Source organism: Pseudomonas sp. HD6422, from assembly GCF_025377065.1.
Taxonomy (GTDB): Bacteria; Pseudomonadota; Gammaproteobacteria; order Pseudomonadales; family Pseudomonadaceae; genus Aquipseudomonas; species Aquipseudomonas putida_U.
Window position 1 is genome coordinate 36,404 of sequence record NZ_JAHWIW010000017.1, and the last position, 17,872, is coordinate 54,275.

The following is a 17,872-nucleotide window of genomic DNA, read 5'->3' on the forward strand; positions in this document are numbered from 1 at the left end:
CAGCTGAACCGGCACTGCCCGGCTGAGGTAGAATCCAGCTTTTGCCCCAGGGCGTTTCGAGGAATACCGCAGTGGAGTTGCAGCAGGGCTTCGTCCTGACCCGGCATTGGCACGATACGCCCCAGGGTACCTGTGTGGAATTCTGGCTCGCCACCGACCAGGGCCCGCGTTTGCTGCGCCTGGCTCCCCAGGAGTCGGTGGCCTTCCTGCCGCAGGCCCAGGCCGCACATGCTCGGGCGGTGTTGAACGATGAGCCCGGCGTAGCGCTCAAGCCGTTGCAGCTGCGCGATTTCGACCAGCGTCCGGTACTGGGCCTGTATTGCCGCCAGCACCGCCAGTTGCTGCAGCTGGAGCAGCGCTTGCGCAGCGCTGGCATCGAGGTGTTCGAAGCCGATATCCGCCCACCGGAGCGCTATTTGATGGAGCGCTTCATCACTGCCCCGGTGCGTTTCACCGGGCGGGAAGACGGCGAGGGCGTGCTGTGCGACGCTCAGCTCAAGCCTTCGCCAGGCTATCGACCGCCGTTGCGGCTGGTCTCGTTGGACATCGAGACCAGCGAGCGCGGCGAGCTCTACAGCATCGCCCTGGAGGGCTGCGGCCAACGCCAGGTGTACATGCTCGGGGCAGACGAGGGCATGGCCACCGAGCTGGACTTCGACCTGCACTACTGTGCCGACCGCGCCGCATTGCTCGAATGCCTGAACCGATGGATGGCCCGCCACGACCCGGATGCGATCATCGGCTGGAACCTGATCCAGTTCGATCTGCGCATTCTCCACGAGCACGCCCGTCAGTTGGACATACCGTTGGCGCTGGGACGCAAGGGCGCTCCAATGACCCTGCGCAGCCACGCCAGTCGTGGTCACGTCTTCGCCGATGCCCCCGGACGCCTGCTCATCGATGGCATCGAGGCACTGCGCTCGGCGACCTGGAGTTTCCCTTCGTTCAGCCTGGAAAATGTCGCGCAGACGTTGCTGGGCGAGGGCAAGGCCATCGATACGCCTTACCAGCGCATGGACGAGATCAATCGCATGTTCGCTGAGGACAAGCCGGCCCTGGCCCGCTACAACCTCAAGGACTGCGAACTGGTCACGCGGATCTTCGCCCATACTCGTCTGCTCGAGTTCCTGCTCGAAAGGGCTTCGGTCACTGGTCTGGCGGCAGACCGCAGCGGTGGATCGGTCGCCGCGTTCTGCCATCTGTACATCCCGCACATGCACCGTCTGGGTTTCGTCGCCCCCAATCTTGGCAGCCGGCCAGAGGAGGCCAGCCCCGGCGGCTTCGTCATGGACTCGCGGCCAGGGCTGTACGACTCGGTTCTGGTGCTCGACTACAAGAGCCTGTATCCCTCGATCATCCGCACCTTCCTGATCGACCCGGTAGGCCTGATCGAGGGCCTGCGTCAACCGGACGACGATCACTCGGTGGAGGGTTTTCGCGGGGGGCGTTTCTCGCGCAGTCAGCATTGCCTGCCGGCTATCGTCGAGGACGTATGGCAGGGGCGCGAAGCGGCCAAGCGCGCCGGCAACGCGCCATTGTCGCAAGCGCTGAAGATCATCATGAACGCTTTCTACGGCGTGCTCGGCTCCAGTGGTTGTCGCTTCTTCGACCCGCGCCTGGCTTCGTCGATCACCATGCGCGGCCACCAGATCATGCGCCAGACCCGTGCGCTGGTCGAGGCGCGCGGGTTCGATGTGATCTACGGCGACACCGACTCCACCTTCGTCTGGTTGAAACAGGCCCATGACGAGGAGGGCGCCGCCAGCATCGGTCGGCAGTTGGTAGCCGAGATCAACCAGTGGTGGCGCGAGCATCTGGCGCAGGAGATGGGCCTGGCCAGTGCCTTGGAGCTACAGTACGAAACCCACTATCGAAGGTTTCTGATGCCGACCATCCGCGGCACCGACGAGGGCAGCAAGAAGCGTTATGCCGGGCTGGTACAGCGCGCCGACGGCAGCGACGACATGGTATTCAAAGGTCTCGAGTCGGTGCGTACCGACTGGTCGCCGCTGGCGCGACAGTTCCAGCAAGCGCTTTACGGACGGATCTTCCGTGGTCAGCCGTACCGGGAATACCTGCGCGAATACGTCCGTAGCACTCTGGCCGGTGAACAGGATGAGCTGCTGGTCTACCGCAAGCGCTTGCGCCGGCCCCTGGCCGACTACCAGCGCAACGTGCCACCGCATGTGCGTGCGGCGCGTCTGGCCGATGACTACAACCAGCAGCTGGGGCGGCCCCGGCAGTACCAGAATGGCGGTTGGATCAGCTACGTGATCACCGTGTCCGGGCCTGAACCGCTGGAGAACAGCCGCTCGCCCATCGACTATCAACACTACCTCAGTCGCCAGTTGCAACCGGTGGCCGATGCCATTCTGCCGATGATCGGCGACAGTTTCGCGGCCTTGATCGACCAGCAACTGGCGTTGTTCTGAAACAGGTGGTATCACTCTGTCACCGGCCTTCGTGTCGCCCGTCTAGCCTGCGCTTTTCTTGCAGGGAACCCCAGGATGAGCAGCGACGGTCAGCAGTACACCCCTTCCAACCCACCCACCTTCCATGAGGCCTACCAGGATTGGCTGATCGCCCAGCGGCTACCTGACTGGCTGCGCACGGCCAGCGTGCAGCACCTACGTGCGCTGGGCGAGGCGATGAGCCTGAGCTTGTATTTCAATGAGCGCGTCAGGGGCGTGCTGGGCAGAGTGACGGATATCGCCGACTTCGCTCGGCCACGGCTGCAATTGGCCATGGACCAGGCATTCGGCAGTGGCCACGATGTCACCACGCTGCGTCTGCGCTGGGGCCATCGGGAGCCGGTGGTGACATCGCAACCGATCGGCTACCCGGTCACCGTGCCGGTCTATACCGAGGTGCCGCTGCTGGAGGCGGCGCTGCGCAACTTCACCGAGGCCGAGGGCCAGGCCAACGGCCAGTTGGTCGGCAACCGACTGGTCGCCCCGAAGCCGTCCAGCGACGAGCAGGGCGAATCCGATCAGCCTGCCGCCGGGGCGTTGCCCAGCGCGACTCAGTTCGCCGCCGTGTGCCGCAAGCTGGACCTCGGCGGGGCATACCAGAAGCATCTGGCCTCGGTGCTGCGAGCCACCGGTCACGCCGATGGTGACGAGTCTGGGGCTGAGCCGACGGTGTCCTCGCTGTTCGCCCGCGGCCATCGCTACGCCATGCTGGCGGATGCCCATGTGGCGCTGATCAAGGGCGAGGTCGATGCTGACGAACATGCACTGCTGGTTGCCCTGTGCGGGCTGCATACCTCGCTGAAGCTGCACGGTCACCGGGTCGAGGTCAAGCAGCTCGACCTGCTTGGCTGTCATCTCGAACAGATTCTCGTACTCGATGCTCGGGATGAGACGTACAGCCCCCTGCATAGCGCCTCGCACCGGGTGCTGGTGCACATTCCTGGTGACCCGCAAGCGCCCTGGCGTGCCTACCCGGACCTGCGCCATTTCGCCAACGCCCTGGGCAAGCGTCTGCGCACCGCCGAGTACCAGCGGTTTTTCGCACGGTTCGTGCGGCGACGTAGCAGTCAGGCCTTTTTCACTGCCGTGGTCGAAGGTTATGACGGCGTCACGGACTTGGCCAACATCAACCTGCAGGAGCGACTACGCGAGTGCCCGACGCCTTGGTTCGACACCCTGGGCACGGCGCGCATCCGGCAGATCGAAGACGACGCGGCAATGATTGCCGTGCCGGTCGCCCAACTGGACAGGGCCGTGCAGCACGCCCATGACCAGCGCCTGCTGGCCGAAGGCTGGGCGCTGATCAACCTGGCCGGCTTCTTCATCCCTGGTGTGGGATTGGCGCTACTGGCATACACCGCGTGGCAGTTGCTCGATGAAGTGTTCCAAGGCATCCAGGCTTGGCACGATGGGTATGGCGCAGAGGCCCTCGAACACTTGGTGAATGTGGCCATCGATGTCGCCACCGTGGCAGCCACCGGTGCGGCGGTCGCCGTGGCCCGGGCAGCCTGGTTGCGATCGAGTTGGGTAGACAGCATGGTGCCGACGCAACTCGACGATGGCGTGCGCAAGTTATGGCAGCCCGACCTGAGCCCGTTTCGCGTTGCGGCACCCCCGACCGAAGCCATCCGTGACGAGGCCGGTGTGTACCGGGCGGGAGACCAGGCATGGGTCGAGATGGACGGGCATCACTATGCCGTCGAGCAACGTGCCGTCGATGGTCAATGGCAACTGCGTGCCCAGGCAGGGCACGCTCCTGGCCTTTGCCACAATGGCGCGGGTGCCTGGCGGTTGTGGTCCGATCACCCGGGCGATTGGGAGCAGGTTCCCCGAATGTTTCGCCGCCTGGGCGGCGCATTTGCCGAGGTGGACGATCGACAGGTCGACCTGCTGCTGTTCATTCACGATCTCGATGCCGATCGATTGCGTGCCTTGCATGTCCACGGGGAAGCGCCGACTGCCGAGCTGCTCGACAGCGTCAGCCGGTTCCTCATCGACAAGCGGATCGGCCAATTGATCGAGGCCCTGCACCACGGCGGGGTGAGCACCGATCGCCAGGCCATGCAGCAGTTGTTGGCCATGAGCGATGGCGTGCTGCGCAGTGACCAGACACTGGCCGAACTGGCCGAGCTGCGTCGTGAGGCCTTGTTTCAGGCGCTCTATGTTGCCCAGCAGCAAGACGATGAAGCCTCGGTGGCGACCTTGCGTCGCATGTTCCCGAGCCTGCATGTGCGCGCTGCCAGGGCATTGCTGCAAGCGGCCACGCCGGGCGAGCGACAGGCTGTCGTCGAGCAGGGACGTGTACCGTTACGGTTGGCGCAGGCTTCACGTGATAGCGTGCGCGGGATACGCCTGATCAGGGGGTTGGAAGGGTTGTACCTGGACGCCCCACAAAATGCGGACCTGGCGCGGATCACCCTGAGCCTGCTCGAAGACTTGCCGGGTGCCCCCGTCAGCATACGCTGGCGGCTGATGGAGGCGTCGCGGCAGGGGCCGCTGTTGCTGAGCGTCGGTAGCCCGGATGCGCAGCGCGTGCTCGAACTGGTGCACAACAACGGCGCTTTCCTGCTCATGGAGCAGCAGCGTGTGGTGGCAGGGCCGGGCGAATTGTTCGAAGTACTGGTGACTGCCTTCGATCATCACCAGCGCCAGTCCATCGGTTTGGCCCACCCCGCGGCGGCCAGCCTGCGCGCGCTGCTGGGCGGGATGGCCGGGCAACGCCGAGCTCGCTTGGCCAGCTTGTTCGAGAGTGGGCGTACGGACTCATGGTTCAACGCCCCGCAGCGTTTGGCGGACGGGCGCTTGGGCTATCCCTTGAGCGGTCGGGGCGGCCTGCGCGACCGACCGCGTGCATTGTATGCGCTGGTTCGTGCCCTGTATCCGACGTTCGATGATCATCAGGTCGAGAACTGGCTGGCCCGGGTAAGCCAGGCTGGGCGTAACGTCGAGACGGAGCTCGCTCGCCTCGGCGCTGAACTGGAGGCGCTCGATGGCTACTTGCAGGCTTGGAGTCGCTTGGCCAGCAATCGCCGGCAACGGGCGGACCGGCGCGAACTCGCGGCAGGTCTGCGGGCGTGCTGGCAGCGTCGCGCCATCAGGGCCAATGTCGATTTGCCAGACGCCTATCGCCTGACCATCCGCCACCTGGAACTGAACGGTCTGCCTGACCTGCCGGACCAGATCAACTTTAGCCATGTGCGCGAGCTTTCGTTGATGTCGATCGGTATCAGCGATGTGCCTGCCGGTTTCCTCCGGGCGTTTCCCGCTGTGCGTACGCTGGAGTTGGCCAGCAACGGCTTGACGCGAATTCCTTCCGCTTTGACGCGCCTGCCCGCGCTTCGCGAACTGGACCTGTTCGACAACCAGATCGTGATGGACACCTTGCAGAGCAGGATGCTCGCGCGCCTGCATCAGCTGGAATACATCAACCTGTCGCACAATCCCTTGGGGCAAGCGTTCTCGGTCAGTGGCATGCCGCGCCTGCGTCGCCTGCACTTGCGCGCAACCGGCATCGAAGAGCTGCCCATGGGGTTGCTGACGCGTCTGGACCTCACCGTTGCCGACCTGCGGGACAACCGGATCCGCCGCTTGCCGCAACGGTTCTTCCTGGCGCCGGCCTGGGTCAGTGCCAGTATCCGGCTGGACGGGAACCTGTTGTCCGAGTCCGACCAACAGCGCTTGAGCGTGTTCATGCAGTACCACGGCTGGTCGGCAGATATCCAGGCCGAGAACATCGACCAGAGCAGTGCCCGGCAGCATTGGCTGGACGCAGCCGACACGCTTCAGCGGACGCTGTATTCATCCATGTGGGACGAGTTGGAGGTTTACGATGGTAGCCAGGACTTCTTCCGCGCGTTGACTCGATTGTTGCAGACCGCCGATTTCCAACAACGGCCGGTGGTGCTGGCAGGGCGCGTGTTCGCCATGCTCAGGACGATGTGCGAGCACGAGTCGCTGCGCTTGGAACTGTTTGCCCAGGCCAGTTTGCCGGTCACCTGCCAGGACAGTGCGGCCCTGGCGTTCAGTGGCCTGGAGCTGCGCATGCTGGTCTGGCAGGCGCGTACCGCGGTCGGTGGAGATGGCGAGGAAGCGGCGCTGCTACGCCTGGGGAGGCAGCTGTGGCGCCTCGATGAGGTCGACCGCATCGCCCAGCGTGACTATGAGGCGCGCCGCGCAGGTGGCGCCGATCCGGACCAGATCGAAGTGGTGCTCGCTTACCGTGTGGGGTTGCGGGAAGTGTTGGATCTGCCGGCACAGCCTACCGACATGTTGTTCGCCGAAGTCGCGGGTCTGGACCAGGAGCACATCGATCATGCCCGCGACGAGGTACTGGTCTTGGAAACCCCAGAGCGTCTGAGTCAGGCGCTGGTCGACCGGGACTTCTGGCAGGAGTACCTGGTACGGGCCAACGGCGATCGGTTCGAATCGGTGGACGCCGCGTTCCATGCACGGGTCGACGCGTTGATGACGGCCGCGCCTACCATGCCGGAGGGCGACTACCTGAGCGAAATGAACCGGGTTGGCACTGAGCGTGATGTGGCGCGACGGGCGTTGATGCTGCGTCTGACCCGGCAAGTCATCGGCGATTTGCCTGGACCTTCGACGTCGTGATCAGGGCGGCCCGACGCCATCATCTGTGCATCGGCTATGCTCAAGGCAGGCGGTAGGGCCATTCCCTAAGTGCTGTAGGCCGAATCCGGAAATGCCAGGAAACGGTATGTTACTGTTAACCCGAGCGCGAAACGCTCGGGTGCATTAGGCTCGCAGCCCGGATCTTTCTCCCTGATCCGCAGTCTTAGGTTTCATTGAACAATAAGGAGATGCGCATGCTCGTTCGGTCACTGACCCTTGCTACTTTGTTCGCCGTCGCGGGGCCGTTGTTCGCTGCCGACAGTGATGCACCGCTGGCCAAGGAGCAGGGCAGGTCCAGGCCCTTGGTGGTGATCGCCCCCAGTACTGCCGACCCTACCCTGCGTGGACTGGAAGAGGCACTGAAGGACCCGACCGTCCAGGCCGGTTTCAAAGAGCGCGATCTGGTGTTGTTCAGCGTGGCGAAAATGGTTGGCAAGCGTGAGGACAAGAACCTCGAACAGCAGACCACCATGGCCTTGATCCGCGAGCTCAAGCTCGGTGCCAGCAAGGGCACCAAGGTCATTCTCGTGGGCAAGGATGGCGAGCGGCACGTGCTCAAGGATGACGACAGCGGCGAGAAGATCGACCCACAGGTGATCTTCAAGGCGGTGGACGAGCTGCCTGCCAGCGAAAAGGCGGTGACGGCGGCCGAGCCTGTGTCGGCGGCGACGCCCGAGCCCAAGGCCAAGGAAAGCAAGCCAGGCAAACCTGCTAAACCGGCAGCGCCGCCCAAGCCGCTCGAAGACTGATCCGTCGCTGAGAACAACTCGATCGAGTTTGGGCCGTGAGCGACTCCGCAACTCTCCAGCGCATGCCACGTGCAGCATCGCTTGGCGGCGCTGCAGGGGTGGTCAGGGCAGTTCGATCTGTGCGCACAACCCGCCTGTGGCGCGATTGCTCAGGGTCAGGTGGCCGCCTAGCGCCTGGGTCAACTGCTGAGCGATGGCCAGGCCCAGGCCGGTGCCACCGGTACTGCGGTTGCGTGAACTTTCCACTCGGTAGAACGGCTTGATCACGTCCGCCAGTTCGACGTCGGGAATGCCTGGCCCTTGGTCGAGAATGCGGATCACCGTGCGGCCTCGTTCATTTGCCACCTCCAGCTGCGCGGCGCCGGCGAACTTCAGGGCGTTGTCCAACAGGTTCACCAGGACCCGGCGCAGAGCGTGCGGGCGGGTTTCGAGCGAGCTGGCGCTGCTGCCAAGACGCTCGACCTGGGCGCCACTGTCCTGGTAGTCGAACACCAGGCTGTCGAGGAACGCATCGAGGTTGATGCGGCAGGGCGCCTCGGTGTTGATGTCCATGCTCCGGGCATAGGCCACGCCTTCACGCACCAGGTGTTCCATGGCATCCAGGTCGTTGCACAGTTTGTCCTTGTCCGGACCATCGTCCATGACCTCGACGCGCAGTTTCATGCGTGTGATCGGGGTCTGCAGGTCATGGGAGATCGCCGCCAGCAACTGCATGCGTTCTTTGAGGTAGGCTGCGATGCGCGCCTGCAAGGCGTTGAACGCGACCGCCGCGTAGCGCACCTCGCGGGGCCCGCTTTCATCCAGTTGCACGCCGGGCTTGTCTGGGTCGAGATCGTCGACGGCCTGTGACAGGCGCGTCAGTGGACGTATGGCCAGACGCACCGCAAGCCAGGTGCACAGCAACAGGACCATGAGCTGAATCAACAGCACCAATGGCAGCCAGCGCGCTGTCGGTACTCCCATGGGGGTCACGTCGATGGTCAGAGGAGCGCCGTCGGCCAGGTGCATGTGGACCTGGAAATGTGTGTTGGGGCCAGGGATCTCCTCGACCGTCAGGCGGTAGTCCTTGCCGATCGCCTTGACGATCGAGGCGGCGGCCATGGGAGGCGTTTCGCTGGACATCGCATCGCCTGACAGTCCTTCGTCCAGCCGGTAGCGATAGCTACGCCGCTCCAGGCGCGGCAACCAGGCCGCACGTTCGGCGGCTGGCAAGCGGTCGAGGATCGCCACCGAGGTCGCCACATCCTGCTCCAGGTTGTTGAGCATCATCGAACGGCTGCTGACATAGCGCTCGTAGGCTTGCAGGCTGAAGGACAACCCATAGGCGAGCACCAGCCCGGTGAAGAAGATCAGGGCCAGGCGCGAAGCGAGGGTAGACGGCCACTTCATGAGGGCGACTCGAGCAATTGCACCGGGAGCGAGAACACGTAGCCCTCGCTGCGCACAGTCTTGATGCAGGCAGGTTCGCGGGCGTCATCTCCCAGGCGCTGGCGCAAGCGGCTGACCAGCAGGTCGATGGAGCGGTCGAAGATGTCCGCCTCGCGGCCCTGGGTCAGGTTGAGCAGTTGCTCGCGGCTGAGTACTCGCTGGGGGTGATCGAGGAATACCCGCAGCAAGCGGTACTCGGCGCCGCTGAGCGCCACCAGGGTGCCTTCGCTGTCGAGCAGGTGACGCGCAGTGGTATCCAGCCGCCATTGGCCGAAGCCCAGCAGGCGGCTGCTTTCGCTGATGCTCAGGTTGGGTGGCAACATGCGGGTGCGCCGCAGCACGGCATTGATGCGGGCCAGCAGTTCGCGGGCGGAGAAAGGCTTGGTCAGGTAGTCGTCGGCGCCCATTTCCAGGCCGATGATGCGGTCGGTTTCGTCGTTGCGCGCGGTGAGCATCAGCACGGGTGTGTTGCGGTGCTTGCCAGCACGCAGCTCACGACACAGGAGCAGGCCGTCGTCGCCCGGCATCATGATGTCGAGGACGATCAGATCGACGCTGTTGGCTTCGAGGAACCCGCGCATCTGTCGCCCGTCGGCGACGATACTCGTGCGCAGGCCGTTCTTCTTCAGGTAGTTGCCGACCAGCTCGCGGATTTCGCGATCGTCGTCGACGATCAGGATGTGATCGACGTGCTCCATTCGTTGCCTTCCTGTATGGGTGGATAGGGCGCAGTGTACCGAGCGTTCGTAGGCGTGCCTGCCTGGCTTTGTATTGCAGTGTATCTGCCTGATAAACAGGGAATTATTTAACTATATGAATTAACAGGGATTTTTAATCATCCCCGAAACCTCCCCAATACTTCCCAAAAACTAAATTACAAACCTACGCAACGTTGATCCACTCGGAGCCGCGACTGTCGAGGTACACATCAGTCATTCTGGCCGTCCGGTGACCCAGCAGCCGCTGTGGATCTCGGCCTTCTTCCTCATGCAGTCGCGCAGCCAGCGACCTCTGCTCATGGAACGATGGCGGGTTTTCGCCGAGGTCTAGATTAAGCTTCGCGGCTGCGCGGTCCCGAGCTGCAGCGAACTCTTTGCTGACGGTATCCGGCATGAGTGGAGTTCCAGCCTTTGCCCGCGCGACAGTCCGATGGTGGTGTATCAGGTTTTTAGAGATAACTCTGTCACGACAACGTCGTATCACCTCACCCAGGTTCAGGCCGACGCATTCCAGCGTGACGCTGGTGCTAATCCTGAGCCTGGCTCCTGTCTTCGCTTGGACGACTTGAAGAAACCCGTCCACCTCATCCTTGAACACGAAAGAGATGATGTCTTCCCGGCGCTGCCCGGTGAGGATGGCAAGTTCCATAGCTCGTTTAAGCCACGGGTGCTTCGCCTCTTCGTAAGTCGCCTTCCAAAGCTCTAGGGTCAGCCTCTGGCGCTTGACCTTCACCCTAGCCGATCGGGTTGCATCAACCGGGTTTCTGTCGACCCATCCCCTTGCCATCGCCTCCATGAAGATATCCTTCAATTGAGAGCGCATACCCTTCGCCATCTGTGCCTTCCCGGCTTTGACAAATTCCGACAAGTAATCAGCAACATCCATGGTGGTAATTGACCGCATGCCTTTGTCGCCAAAAGCATTCACCAAGCGGACAAGAATGTAGCCAACGGTACGCATGGTAGCGTCCGAAAGCTCCCTCTCAACCAGGACCAGCCGATACTCATCTATCCAATCGCGGAACGTTCTATCTTTGACCTTTGGTTCTGGCGCTATCCGTGCGGCCAAAGTGGGCAAAGCTTTTTGCAGGGCCATGTTTGCTGCGACCGCTTCCGCGATCGCTTTTGCCTTATCACTGCCGAGGCCGAACATGCGGTTGCTCACGGGGTCGCGGTACGTGTAGTAGGTGACCCCGTTTCGCTTGTCGGTCTTTCTGTAGAGGTTGGGCGGTAGGTCCTTTGATCCAGGATTACGCGGCCTGGGCGCCATATCGTGCACTCGCTATTCGATTTACAAGGGAGCTGCCCACAGGGGCGCGGGGCAGCGGCTCGGGCTCCCGGTAGCAGGCGTCAGCCTCAACATAGTAGCTGCGCCCGTGCTTTACAGGGGCTGGCGTGATCAGGCCCTCGCGGGCCCAGCGGCGAAGGGTGTTGCTGCTGGGCGGCGTTCTGAAGTGATCGTGCGCCCATTCGTCGAGTGTGACTTTGCACATGATGGTCTCCACGCCGCCGGTGGCGGCAGGTTGATGGTCAGGCCAGAAGCACATCGCGCACGACTTCCCAGAGCCTGGCAGCTGGCCACTGGAAGCGGTCGAAGTCGCTGTCAGGCTGGATGCCGTAGCGGCAGGTTGAGTGGGCACCGGCCGGGTACTCGCCGCGCTTCTGCATGATGGTGGCAACTCGGCCGTCACCGCCTGGCTCGGTCCGGTGGTACTCGTAGGCCCTGGTGGTGTACACGTCGCCGGCTGCAATCGTGCAAGTCGAGTGGTGCACCATGTTGGCCCTGCCGTCCGGCGTCCAAGGTCTACCGCCGCCAGTCTGACGCGGCCCCTCATGCAGGTAGAGAACGAATTCGCCATCATCAAGCCGGCGCATGTCGTAGCAGTGGTTGATCTGTTTGCCGACCAAGATCCGCGAAACGAAATTGAAGCGATGGTCGTGGATTGCCGAGTGCTCGAAGCAGGTGCGGCGGGGCAGTTCTGGGTGCCACACGTGTAGGCGCTGCTCGCCCTGCAGCTGAACCTGGACGAAGCCCAGGCCGTGAAGCGTAATCTTGTCGGTCATCACGTCGTCGATGATCATGGCAATAGCTCTCCATGCCCGCTCATGTCTGCGGGGAATGTGACGGGAAGTTGATTTACTGAATCGAAATGGTGTTATCTGCCTGCGAGTACCCAGTGAGCAGGTGGATCTATGGTTGTAGGTATCCGAGTGATAGGGACCAACGATTGCAGGCTCTCGGGCTGCAATATCGAGGGTTTTGATGTTGGGGTTGATGCTACCGATTCAACTGGTCTGCAATTCGAGAATAATCGCATAGTTGCAGCCACTGCTTTGAAGGGAGCACGGGTGAACGACCTTGCAGCCAAAAATATCCAGCATTACTTCATTCCTAAATTAAGTTACTTGTCTTCCGCAATTCGGAGAGCGATCAATGGCTATGTTTGACCTCGAAGACTCCAAGGGCATTAATTTGGAAAGGTGCAGGACAGACGGAGAGACTCTGGTAAAAGGCAAAGGGCTTTCAGGTCTGAGGGCAACTGATTGTGAGTCGGCTGAAGCAACCGAGTTCAATAGGCCGTCAGAGCCTGCAGTAAAGAAAATGTTCGGAAAGTCTTTCAGCTGGATCATGGGTGTGGTCGCAGCAGTTTTAGCCGCCGCAATAGCAAGTTGGCTCGGCCTCTCTTAGCTCATTGTCATCTCGCGACTCTGGCTGGGAGCAGGCCATCCCAAGCAAGGATCATGGCTTTTCCCTCTGTTCGCGCAGTGCAGTGCGTTCGATGATGGCGATCGCCGGATTTCGCCGCCTCGATTATCTCGCAAAGGGTCTTCATGGCATCAGCGCTCTCGGCACCTGGGCGGTATCGCCGATCTTGGCCGCGACGTAGGCACGGCAGGCGGCGATAATGCGGCTCTCTCCCCGGGCAAATCCGACGCTGGCGTCGCCGTTTCCGAGGTCAATCCATACTTCTGCAGTCCGGCCACCGCCTAGCACTTTGGGGAATCGCTGTTCATGCGGGTCGATGCGATCAATCAAGGGTCCGCCGAGCGCCCAGTCTTCCCACGGGTTGTAGCGCTTGGTGTGCTCGATGGCCTCGCCCTGGTAGCGGGCGAACACCCGCCAGGGGTTTCCGTACTGCGGCGGGGCCAGGAACACGTCCAAGCCCTCGGCCTTGCCGACAGCCCACCCCAGCGCCTCGCCGGCCAGGTCGGCCGTCTTCACTTCGATCAGGTCGGTCATGCTCGCCTCCGCTCAGGGTTGCCGTAGATGTCGTACTCAGGTCGCTCTGGCGGATACGCTTCAGCAGTCAGGGCTTGGTCGATGGCGGCGCGCAGGTTCTCGTTGTAGTTCTCGCCCATGACCCGCTCGTGCGGCTTACCCTCGTAGTGACCGATGATCTCGATGCTGATGCTGTAGTCACCGTCCATTCCGTTGGAATGGCTCTCGAAACGCACATCCCAGCAGCACGACTCCAGAGCGCTCAATCGCTCACGGTCCCGCCGCAATTCCTCCAACTCGGCGCTGGAGACGATGGTGAAGTGGGTTTTCTTCTTGCTCACAGCTGATACCTCTCATCAATCCAGCGCCCAGGCGCCAGTGCGGGTGTAGGTTCGGGTTGTGTTTCGTGCGGGGAGAGCTGGCGCTGGTTGCCGGCCTGCAGCTGGCTGTCGGGGATGCAGCTGATGCCGCCGGCGTAGCCGCGCTTGAACGCGTAGCAGGTCACGCCGCGCTCCTGGTCCCGGACGACCTCGATGTCGTCGCTCAGTTGTTCTGCGCTGGCGCCGGTGGCCAGCAGCAGGAGGCAGAGGGCGAGGCGGGTCATCAGCAGTCCACCCAGTTGAGCTCTTTGATGTAATCACCGCCGGCGCACAGGTGCTCGTCGTTGATCGCTTCCAGATCCTTGATATCTGCCAGAGCGGCCTTAGCGCGCTCCAGAGACAGCTCGGCATGGCTCAGCTGATGGCGTTTGCGGGCCTTGTAGCTGCGCAGCGCCTCCTCTTTGCCTGGGTAGGCGAACCGGCGCCAGGAGTCTTTCGATACGCGCTTGGCGTTGCCCGAGACCTTCCCGGTGGCTTCCTGGCGCGCCATGGCATAGCCCTCGCTGCCTTCGGGCACAAGCCAGTAGCAATGCTCGCTTTCGCGGATCACGACGTAGCGCCGACACACGATTGTGACGCCTTCGGGGCCGATGGAATCGATGTAGCGGAAGTGGTCCGGCCAGGCTTGTTGCTTTCCTTCAGACATGACTTCGTCCTTCTGCCATATCGCGGCAGTGAATAGAGGGGAGAGGGGTTACAGAGGAGTGGAGTACAAATGTGCTCTACGCGCCAGGACGGCTCTTGAAAGCTAACCAGATGTAGTGCCGGCCCTTGGCGCTGATCTTGATTTTGTCCTTCTGCCTGTTCCAGCTGATAAGCCGGAGCTCTTCGAGGATGCAGGTGATGGTGTGGCCCTGGTGCCAGCCGGCCAGAGCCTTGAGGTAACCTTGAGCCAGCAGCCCGCGGTGGTCGTCATGGCCGAAGTTCGTTCCGACGAAGCAGTTCTGCATTTGCTCGTCGCTGACCAGGTCAGTAACGGCATTGATCTTCGGGTCTCGGCGGTAGCAGGTATGCGTCATAGCTTGCGCTCCAGAGCGGCGCGGGCAACTGAGCCATCCTCGATGAAGTCCGGCTCTTCACCGCACCAGAGAATGTTCAGCGGCTCGCCGCTTACGGTGTCCCAGTTACCACTCTCGAAATGGTAATGCTCGCGGTCGGCGTAGAACCTAAGGGCAGCGCGCAGCCGCTCAACCTCGCCAGGATCGGCGTGGGTGTAGAGAGGAATCGCCTTATCCCCAGGCGGGAATCCATTCACGCCGACCATTATCAGCGCTTGACCGTGTGATCGAATGGCGTCGATGGATGCCTGATTCATATAACCCACCGGCTCGCCCCGCACAGGGTGTGTGTATCGCGGCCCCAACTTGGCGATTTCGTCCAGGCAGGCGTTCCAGCCTTCAGCCTCGCTATCAAGGGCCGTCAGTCCATGCGCAGTTATAGCTTTGCGCTCAGGCAGCGCCGCCGGCTCGCCCTGGTGCTCTTCGGCAGGCGCGATACCGGACATCGGCCCAATCGGTGTGATGGTCTTGCCAGTCTCCGCCGCATCCCTCTCTGCCTCTTCTTTGGTCCACCAGAAGGCAGTACCAACCATCCAGGCTATTGGCTCGGGGTGGTTCTGTGCAGCAGCGCGCTTATTCCACTCTTTCACTGCCTGGTCATGGCCAGGCTGGTCCTCGCTTTCTTGCTGCTGGACTCCTACTGGCCCGCGAGCAAGGCAGGCAGAGTACTCATCAATTCGGCCTTGGCAGATGACGACAGAGGCATCGCTATCGAGTTGCTCGACGAAGGCGTCTTGCTGGCCGCAGAAAGGGCACGGGCTCAGCTTTGCGGCAATCTCTGTATTGCTGGATCGGTTTTCTGTGGGCATGGGGATACCTCGGGGCGACTGCATGTGAGTCGCTTTTTTTGGTCTAGTCTTAAGTGGTTAGGCCGTTGCCAGCGGCCCTTTCACTTTGGGGGTGTTCTCATGGGTCAACAGAAGCACGCAATGATGAAGGCGGAGGACCAAGAGACGGCCGCTCTCCGAATTGCAAAGAGCGCCGGTGTTCTTGACTACTGCGAAAACCACGCCGTCTACTCTCATGACGGCGATGACATTCAGCCTGCCTACATGCTCGGAAATTCGCTGTTCTCAAAAGGAGAGCTTGATGGCATTTTCGACGATCGCCGGGAAATGACTGACGCTATCAAGGCTGCCGTCGATTCGTGCATGCCAGAGTGTTATGCCTGCCAACAAGATGATGACGATTAAGCAGCCTTCGACTGGCTGGCAGCTACTTTCCATGGGTCGTTGGCTCGCGCTAAGGCTGCCATTGGCGGCGGGCTGACGCTGTTGCCGCACATGTGCACCTGCTCGGTCTTGGTGAACGGCTTGCCGTCTGCGCCCTTGTCTATGATGTAGCTGGCCGGGAAGCCCTGGGCGCGGTAGAGCTCGTGCGGCTGCAGCATGCGCAGGCAGATGTCGACGATCACATACGGGGTGCTCTTCACGAAGACCGTGACCAAGCCCAAGCGGTCCTTGGTGGTTACGGTCGGTGCTGGCGCGTCTGCTGCGCTGGTGTTTTCGGTGCCGTAGTAGCTGATCAGGAATGCCGCGACGCGCAGGGCGCCGGCCTCATGTTCTGGCGACAGCTTATACTCGACCAGGCCGTGGTGTGTGCCGCCTGCGCTGACGGTGTGCAGCGGCTCGTCGATGGCGCGGGCGTCGCAGTTGCCGCGCAGATGCAGCAGGTTTGCCCCCACCAGTGCATGATGCTCGCCTGCAGTCACGGTGCCGAGAGGATCGCCTACCTGCTGTCCGGTGCTGCCATTGCGCAGCGTTGCGAGGTGCGCCGTCACCAGACGCTGCTGGCTGCCGGTGTTGGTGACCGTGCTCATGGGGTCGACCATGCCGCGGGCTGGCGTGGCGTTGAAGCCGCCGTTGGCCTGCTCGATGAAGGCGGTGCACACGCCCATTGCATGCGCTGCGCCGGCCGGGCGCTTGTAGTTGCCTCCGCTGGTGATGGTCGGCACGGGGTCTGTTACGGGAGAGCCGTCACTGTTGAACCGGAACTTGACCAGGTGCGCTGCTGCCAAGGCATGTTTAACCCCTCCGGCAACGACGGTGCCAAGTGGCTGATCCAGACCAGGCACACGGGGCTGCTGGCCGGTACGTTCTCCGTATCCGGTCTGCACCAAGGTTGGACTGGCCATGGCGAATGATCCGCCGCGGGGCCAAGAAGTGACGGTGCGCAGCGGCTCATCGGCTGACTGGGCCAGCTCACCCGACCAGTTCGCGATCGGCACGATGAACGGCTGGGGGTTATCCAGCACGAATTTCTTCATGCCCTTGGCCACCCGGCGCAGCGTGGCGTCGGCCAGCTCCTTCTTGCGCCCGAAGATGCTCTTGCTCGGCACGCTCCAGTCGATGCAGTCGGCTGCGGTGCGCCACTTCTGCTGACCCTTGGCGGGGTTCTTGGCGTGGGTCGGCTCTGGCCACACGATGGGCTGTCCGTCGCAGCGGGCGATCATGAACAGGCGCTCGCGGCTGGTCGGGGCGCCGAAGTCGCAGGCCTTGATCACGCGCCATTCCACCTGGTAGCCCATGTCTTCCAGCAGCTGCACGAAGCGGCGCCAGGTGGTACCGCGGCGCTTGGGGTCAGGCACCAGGAACTGCTGCTGCACCGGCACGCGCTCGCCGACAGCCCCCACGGACCCATCCAGTTTCATGACTCGCCCGGTGGCCTTGTCGCGCTTGGCGATCAGCGGGCCCCACTGCAAAATCTGCTTCACGTTCTCCAGGCTGACGACCCGAGGCTTCTTCTTGCCCGCCCACTTCAAGCCGATCCACGACAGGTTGCGGATCTCGCGCTTGCGCGGCTGGCCGCCGGCGGCCTGGCTGTGGTGCGTGCAGTCCGGACTCATGTGAAACCAGCCCACGGCACGGCCCTGGCATTCTTCGTCAGGGTCGCCCTCGAAAACGTCGGTGGTGAAATGGCGCGCCGCTGGGTGGTTGGCGGTGTGCATGCTGATGGCAGCAGGGCTGTGGTTCTTGGCCACGGTCACCGGTCGGCCCAGGCCCATTTCCAGCCCGGTACCGGCGCCGCCGCCACCGCAGAAGAAGTCGACCACGATCTCATCGTCCTGAGGGTCGAAGCCAAGGCCGTACTGAGTTTTGAAGTCGAGGGGGTTCTTTTTCTGAAATGCAGACATGGGCGGTCCTCGCCTGGGTGGCGTGATTCGTTATCGTTTGAGAGGGGAAGGCGCCGTAGCTGGCGCGCAGTGTTCTGGTGAG

The 17,872-nt window shown here is 62.5% G+C and carries 17 protein-coding genes; 5 read left to right on the forward strand and 12 right to left on the reverse strand.

The annotated features are described in order from the left end of the window. Window positions 1-71: 71 nt before the first annotated feature. From KY379_RS14040 to KY379_RS14050, 3 genes are all read left to right on the forward strand, one after another. Window positions 72-2,432: a DNA polymerase II gene (locus tag KY379_RS14040; protein ID WP_261240498.1), complete on the forward strand. Its 2,361-nt coding sequence runs from the start codon at window positions 72-74 to the stop codon at window positions 2,430-2,432. 75 nt (window positions 2,433-2,507) lie between these two features. After that, window positions 2,508-7,082, forward strand: coding sequence for an NEL-type E3 ubiquitin ligase domain-containing protein (locus KY379_RS14045; protein WP_261240499.1), 4,575 nt, complete (start codon window positions 2,508-2,510; stop codon window positions 7,080-7,082). A 215-nt stretch (window positions 7,083-7,297) separates the two neighbouring features. After that, window positions 7,298-7,852: a DUF4174 domain-containing protein gene (locus KY379_RS14050; protein ID WP_133326939.1), complete on the forward strand. Its 555-nt coding sequence runs from the start codon at window positions 7,298-7,300 to the stop codon at window positions 7,850-7,852. 102 nt (window positions 7,853-7,954) lie between these two features. On the opposite strand, the gene KY379_RS14055 is transcribed toward KY379_RS14050, so the two are convergent. The 5 genes from KY379_RS14055 to KY379_RS14075 form a co-directional block, all read right to left on the reverse strand. After that, on the reverse strand, window positions 7,955-9,241 hold the full coding sequence (locus KY379_RS14055; protein ID WP_196172696.1) for a sensor histidine kinase: 1,287 nt from the start codon (window positions 9,239-9,241) through the stop codon (window positions 7,955-7,957). Further along, entirely contained in the window at window positions 9,238-9,978 is a 741-nt protein-coding gene (locus tag KY379_RS14060) for a response regulator (RefSeq protein WP_261240501.1), read from the reverse strand. The genes KY379_RS14055 and KY379_RS14060 overlap by 4 nt, the downstream gene beginning before the upstream one ends. 184 nt (window positions 9,979-10,162) lie before the next feature. After that, complete coding sequence (locus KY379_RS14065) at window positions 10,163-11,269, reverse strand: phage integrase Arm DNA-binding domain-containing protein (RefSeq protein WP_261240607.1); 1,107 nt, start codon at window positions 11,267-11,269, stop codon at window positions 10,163-10,165. Next, window positions 11,250-11,492, reverse strand: a complete 243-nt coding sequence (locus tag KY379_RS14070; RefSeq protein WP_261240502.1) for an excisionase — start codon at window positions 11,490-11,492, stop codon at window positions 11,250-11,252. The genes KY379_RS14065 and KY379_RS14070 overlap by 20 nt, the downstream gene beginning before the upstream one ends. Window positions 11,493-11,529: 37 nt before the next feature. Continuing rightward, window positions 11,530-12,081 (reverse strand): hypothetical protein, encoded by a 552-nt coding sequence (locus KY379_RS14075; protein ID WP_261240503.1) that lies wholly within the window; start codon window positions 12,079-12,081, stop codon window positions 11,530-11,532. 111 nt (window positions 12,082-12,192) lie between these two features. On the opposite strand from KY379_RS14075, the gene KY379_RS14080 reads away from it, so the two are divergent. Next, entirely contained in the window at window positions 12,193-12,447 is a 255-nt protein-coding gene (locus tag KY379_RS14080) for a hypothetical protein (RefSeq protein ID WP_261240504.1), read from the forward strand. 382 nt (window positions 12,448-12,829) lie between these two features. Here KY379_RS14080 and KY379_RS14085 read toward each other — a convergent pair whose 3' ends face one another. From KY379_RS14085 to KY379_RS14110, 6 genes are all read right to left on the reverse strand, one after another. Next, window positions 12,830-13,240: a DUF2591 domain-containing protein gene (locus KY379_RS14085; protein WP_261240505.1), complete on the reverse strand. Its 411-nt coding sequence runs from the start codon at window positions 13,238-13,240 to the stop codon at window positions 12,830-12,832. After that, complete coding sequence (locus tag KY379_RS14090; RefSeq protein WP_261240506.1) at window positions 13,237-13,560, reverse strand: hypothetical protein; 324 nt, start codon at window positions 13,558-13,560, stop codon at window positions 13,237-13,239. Before KY379_RS14090 ends, KY379_RS14085 begins: the two co-directional genes overlap by 4 nt. After that, window positions 13,557-13,823 carry a hypothetical protein gene (locus KY379_RS14095; RefSeq protein ID WP_261240507.1) on the reverse strand — a complete coding sequence of 89 codons (267 nt, stop codon included), beginning with the start codon at window positions 13,821-13,823 and terminating at the stop codon, window positions 13,557-13,559. Before KY379_RS14095 ends, KY379_RS14090 begins: the two co-directional genes overlap by 4 nt. Continuing rightward, entirely contained in the window at window positions 13,823-14,245 is a 423-nt protein-coding gene (locus KY379_RS14100; protein WP_261240508.1) for a hypothetical protein, read from the reverse strand. The genes KY379_RS14095 and KY379_RS14100 overlap by 1 nt, the downstream gene beginning before the upstream one ends. Window positions 14,246-14,321: 76 nt before the next feature. Beyond that, window positions 14,322-14,618, reverse strand: coding sequence for a hypothetical protein (locus KY379_RS14105; protein WP_261240509.1), 297 nt, complete (start codon window positions 14,616-14,618; stop codon window positions 14,322-14,324). After that, the gene (locus KY379_RS14110; protein WP_261240510.1) at window positions 14,615-15,466 is read right to left on the reverse strand and encodes a Lar family restriction alleviation protein; all 852 of its coding nucleotides are present in this window, start codon (window positions 15,464-15,466) and stop codon (window positions 14,615-14,617) included. The genes KY379_RS14105 and KY379_RS14110 overlap by 4 nt, the downstream gene beginning before the upstream one ends. Window positions 15,467-15,565: 99 nt before the next feature. On the opposite strand from KY379_RS14110, the gene KY379_RS14115 reads away from it, so the two are divergent. Continuing rightward, on the forward strand, window positions 15,566-15,850 hold the full coding sequence (locus KY379_RS14115) for a hypothetical protein (RefSeq protein ID WP_261240511.1): 285 nt from the start codon (window positions 15,566-15,568) through the stop codon (window positions 15,848-15,850). Here KY379_RS14115 and KY379_RS14120 read toward each other — a convergent pair. Beyond that, entirely contained in the window at window positions 15,847-17,790 is a 1,944-nt protein-coding gene (locus KY379_RS14120; RefSeq protein WP_261240512.1) for a DNA cytosine methyltransferase, read from the reverse strand. The two genes, KY379_RS14115 and KY379_RS14120, sit on opposite strands and share 4 nt — an antisense overlap. Window positions 17,791-17,872 lie beyond the last annotated feature (82 nt).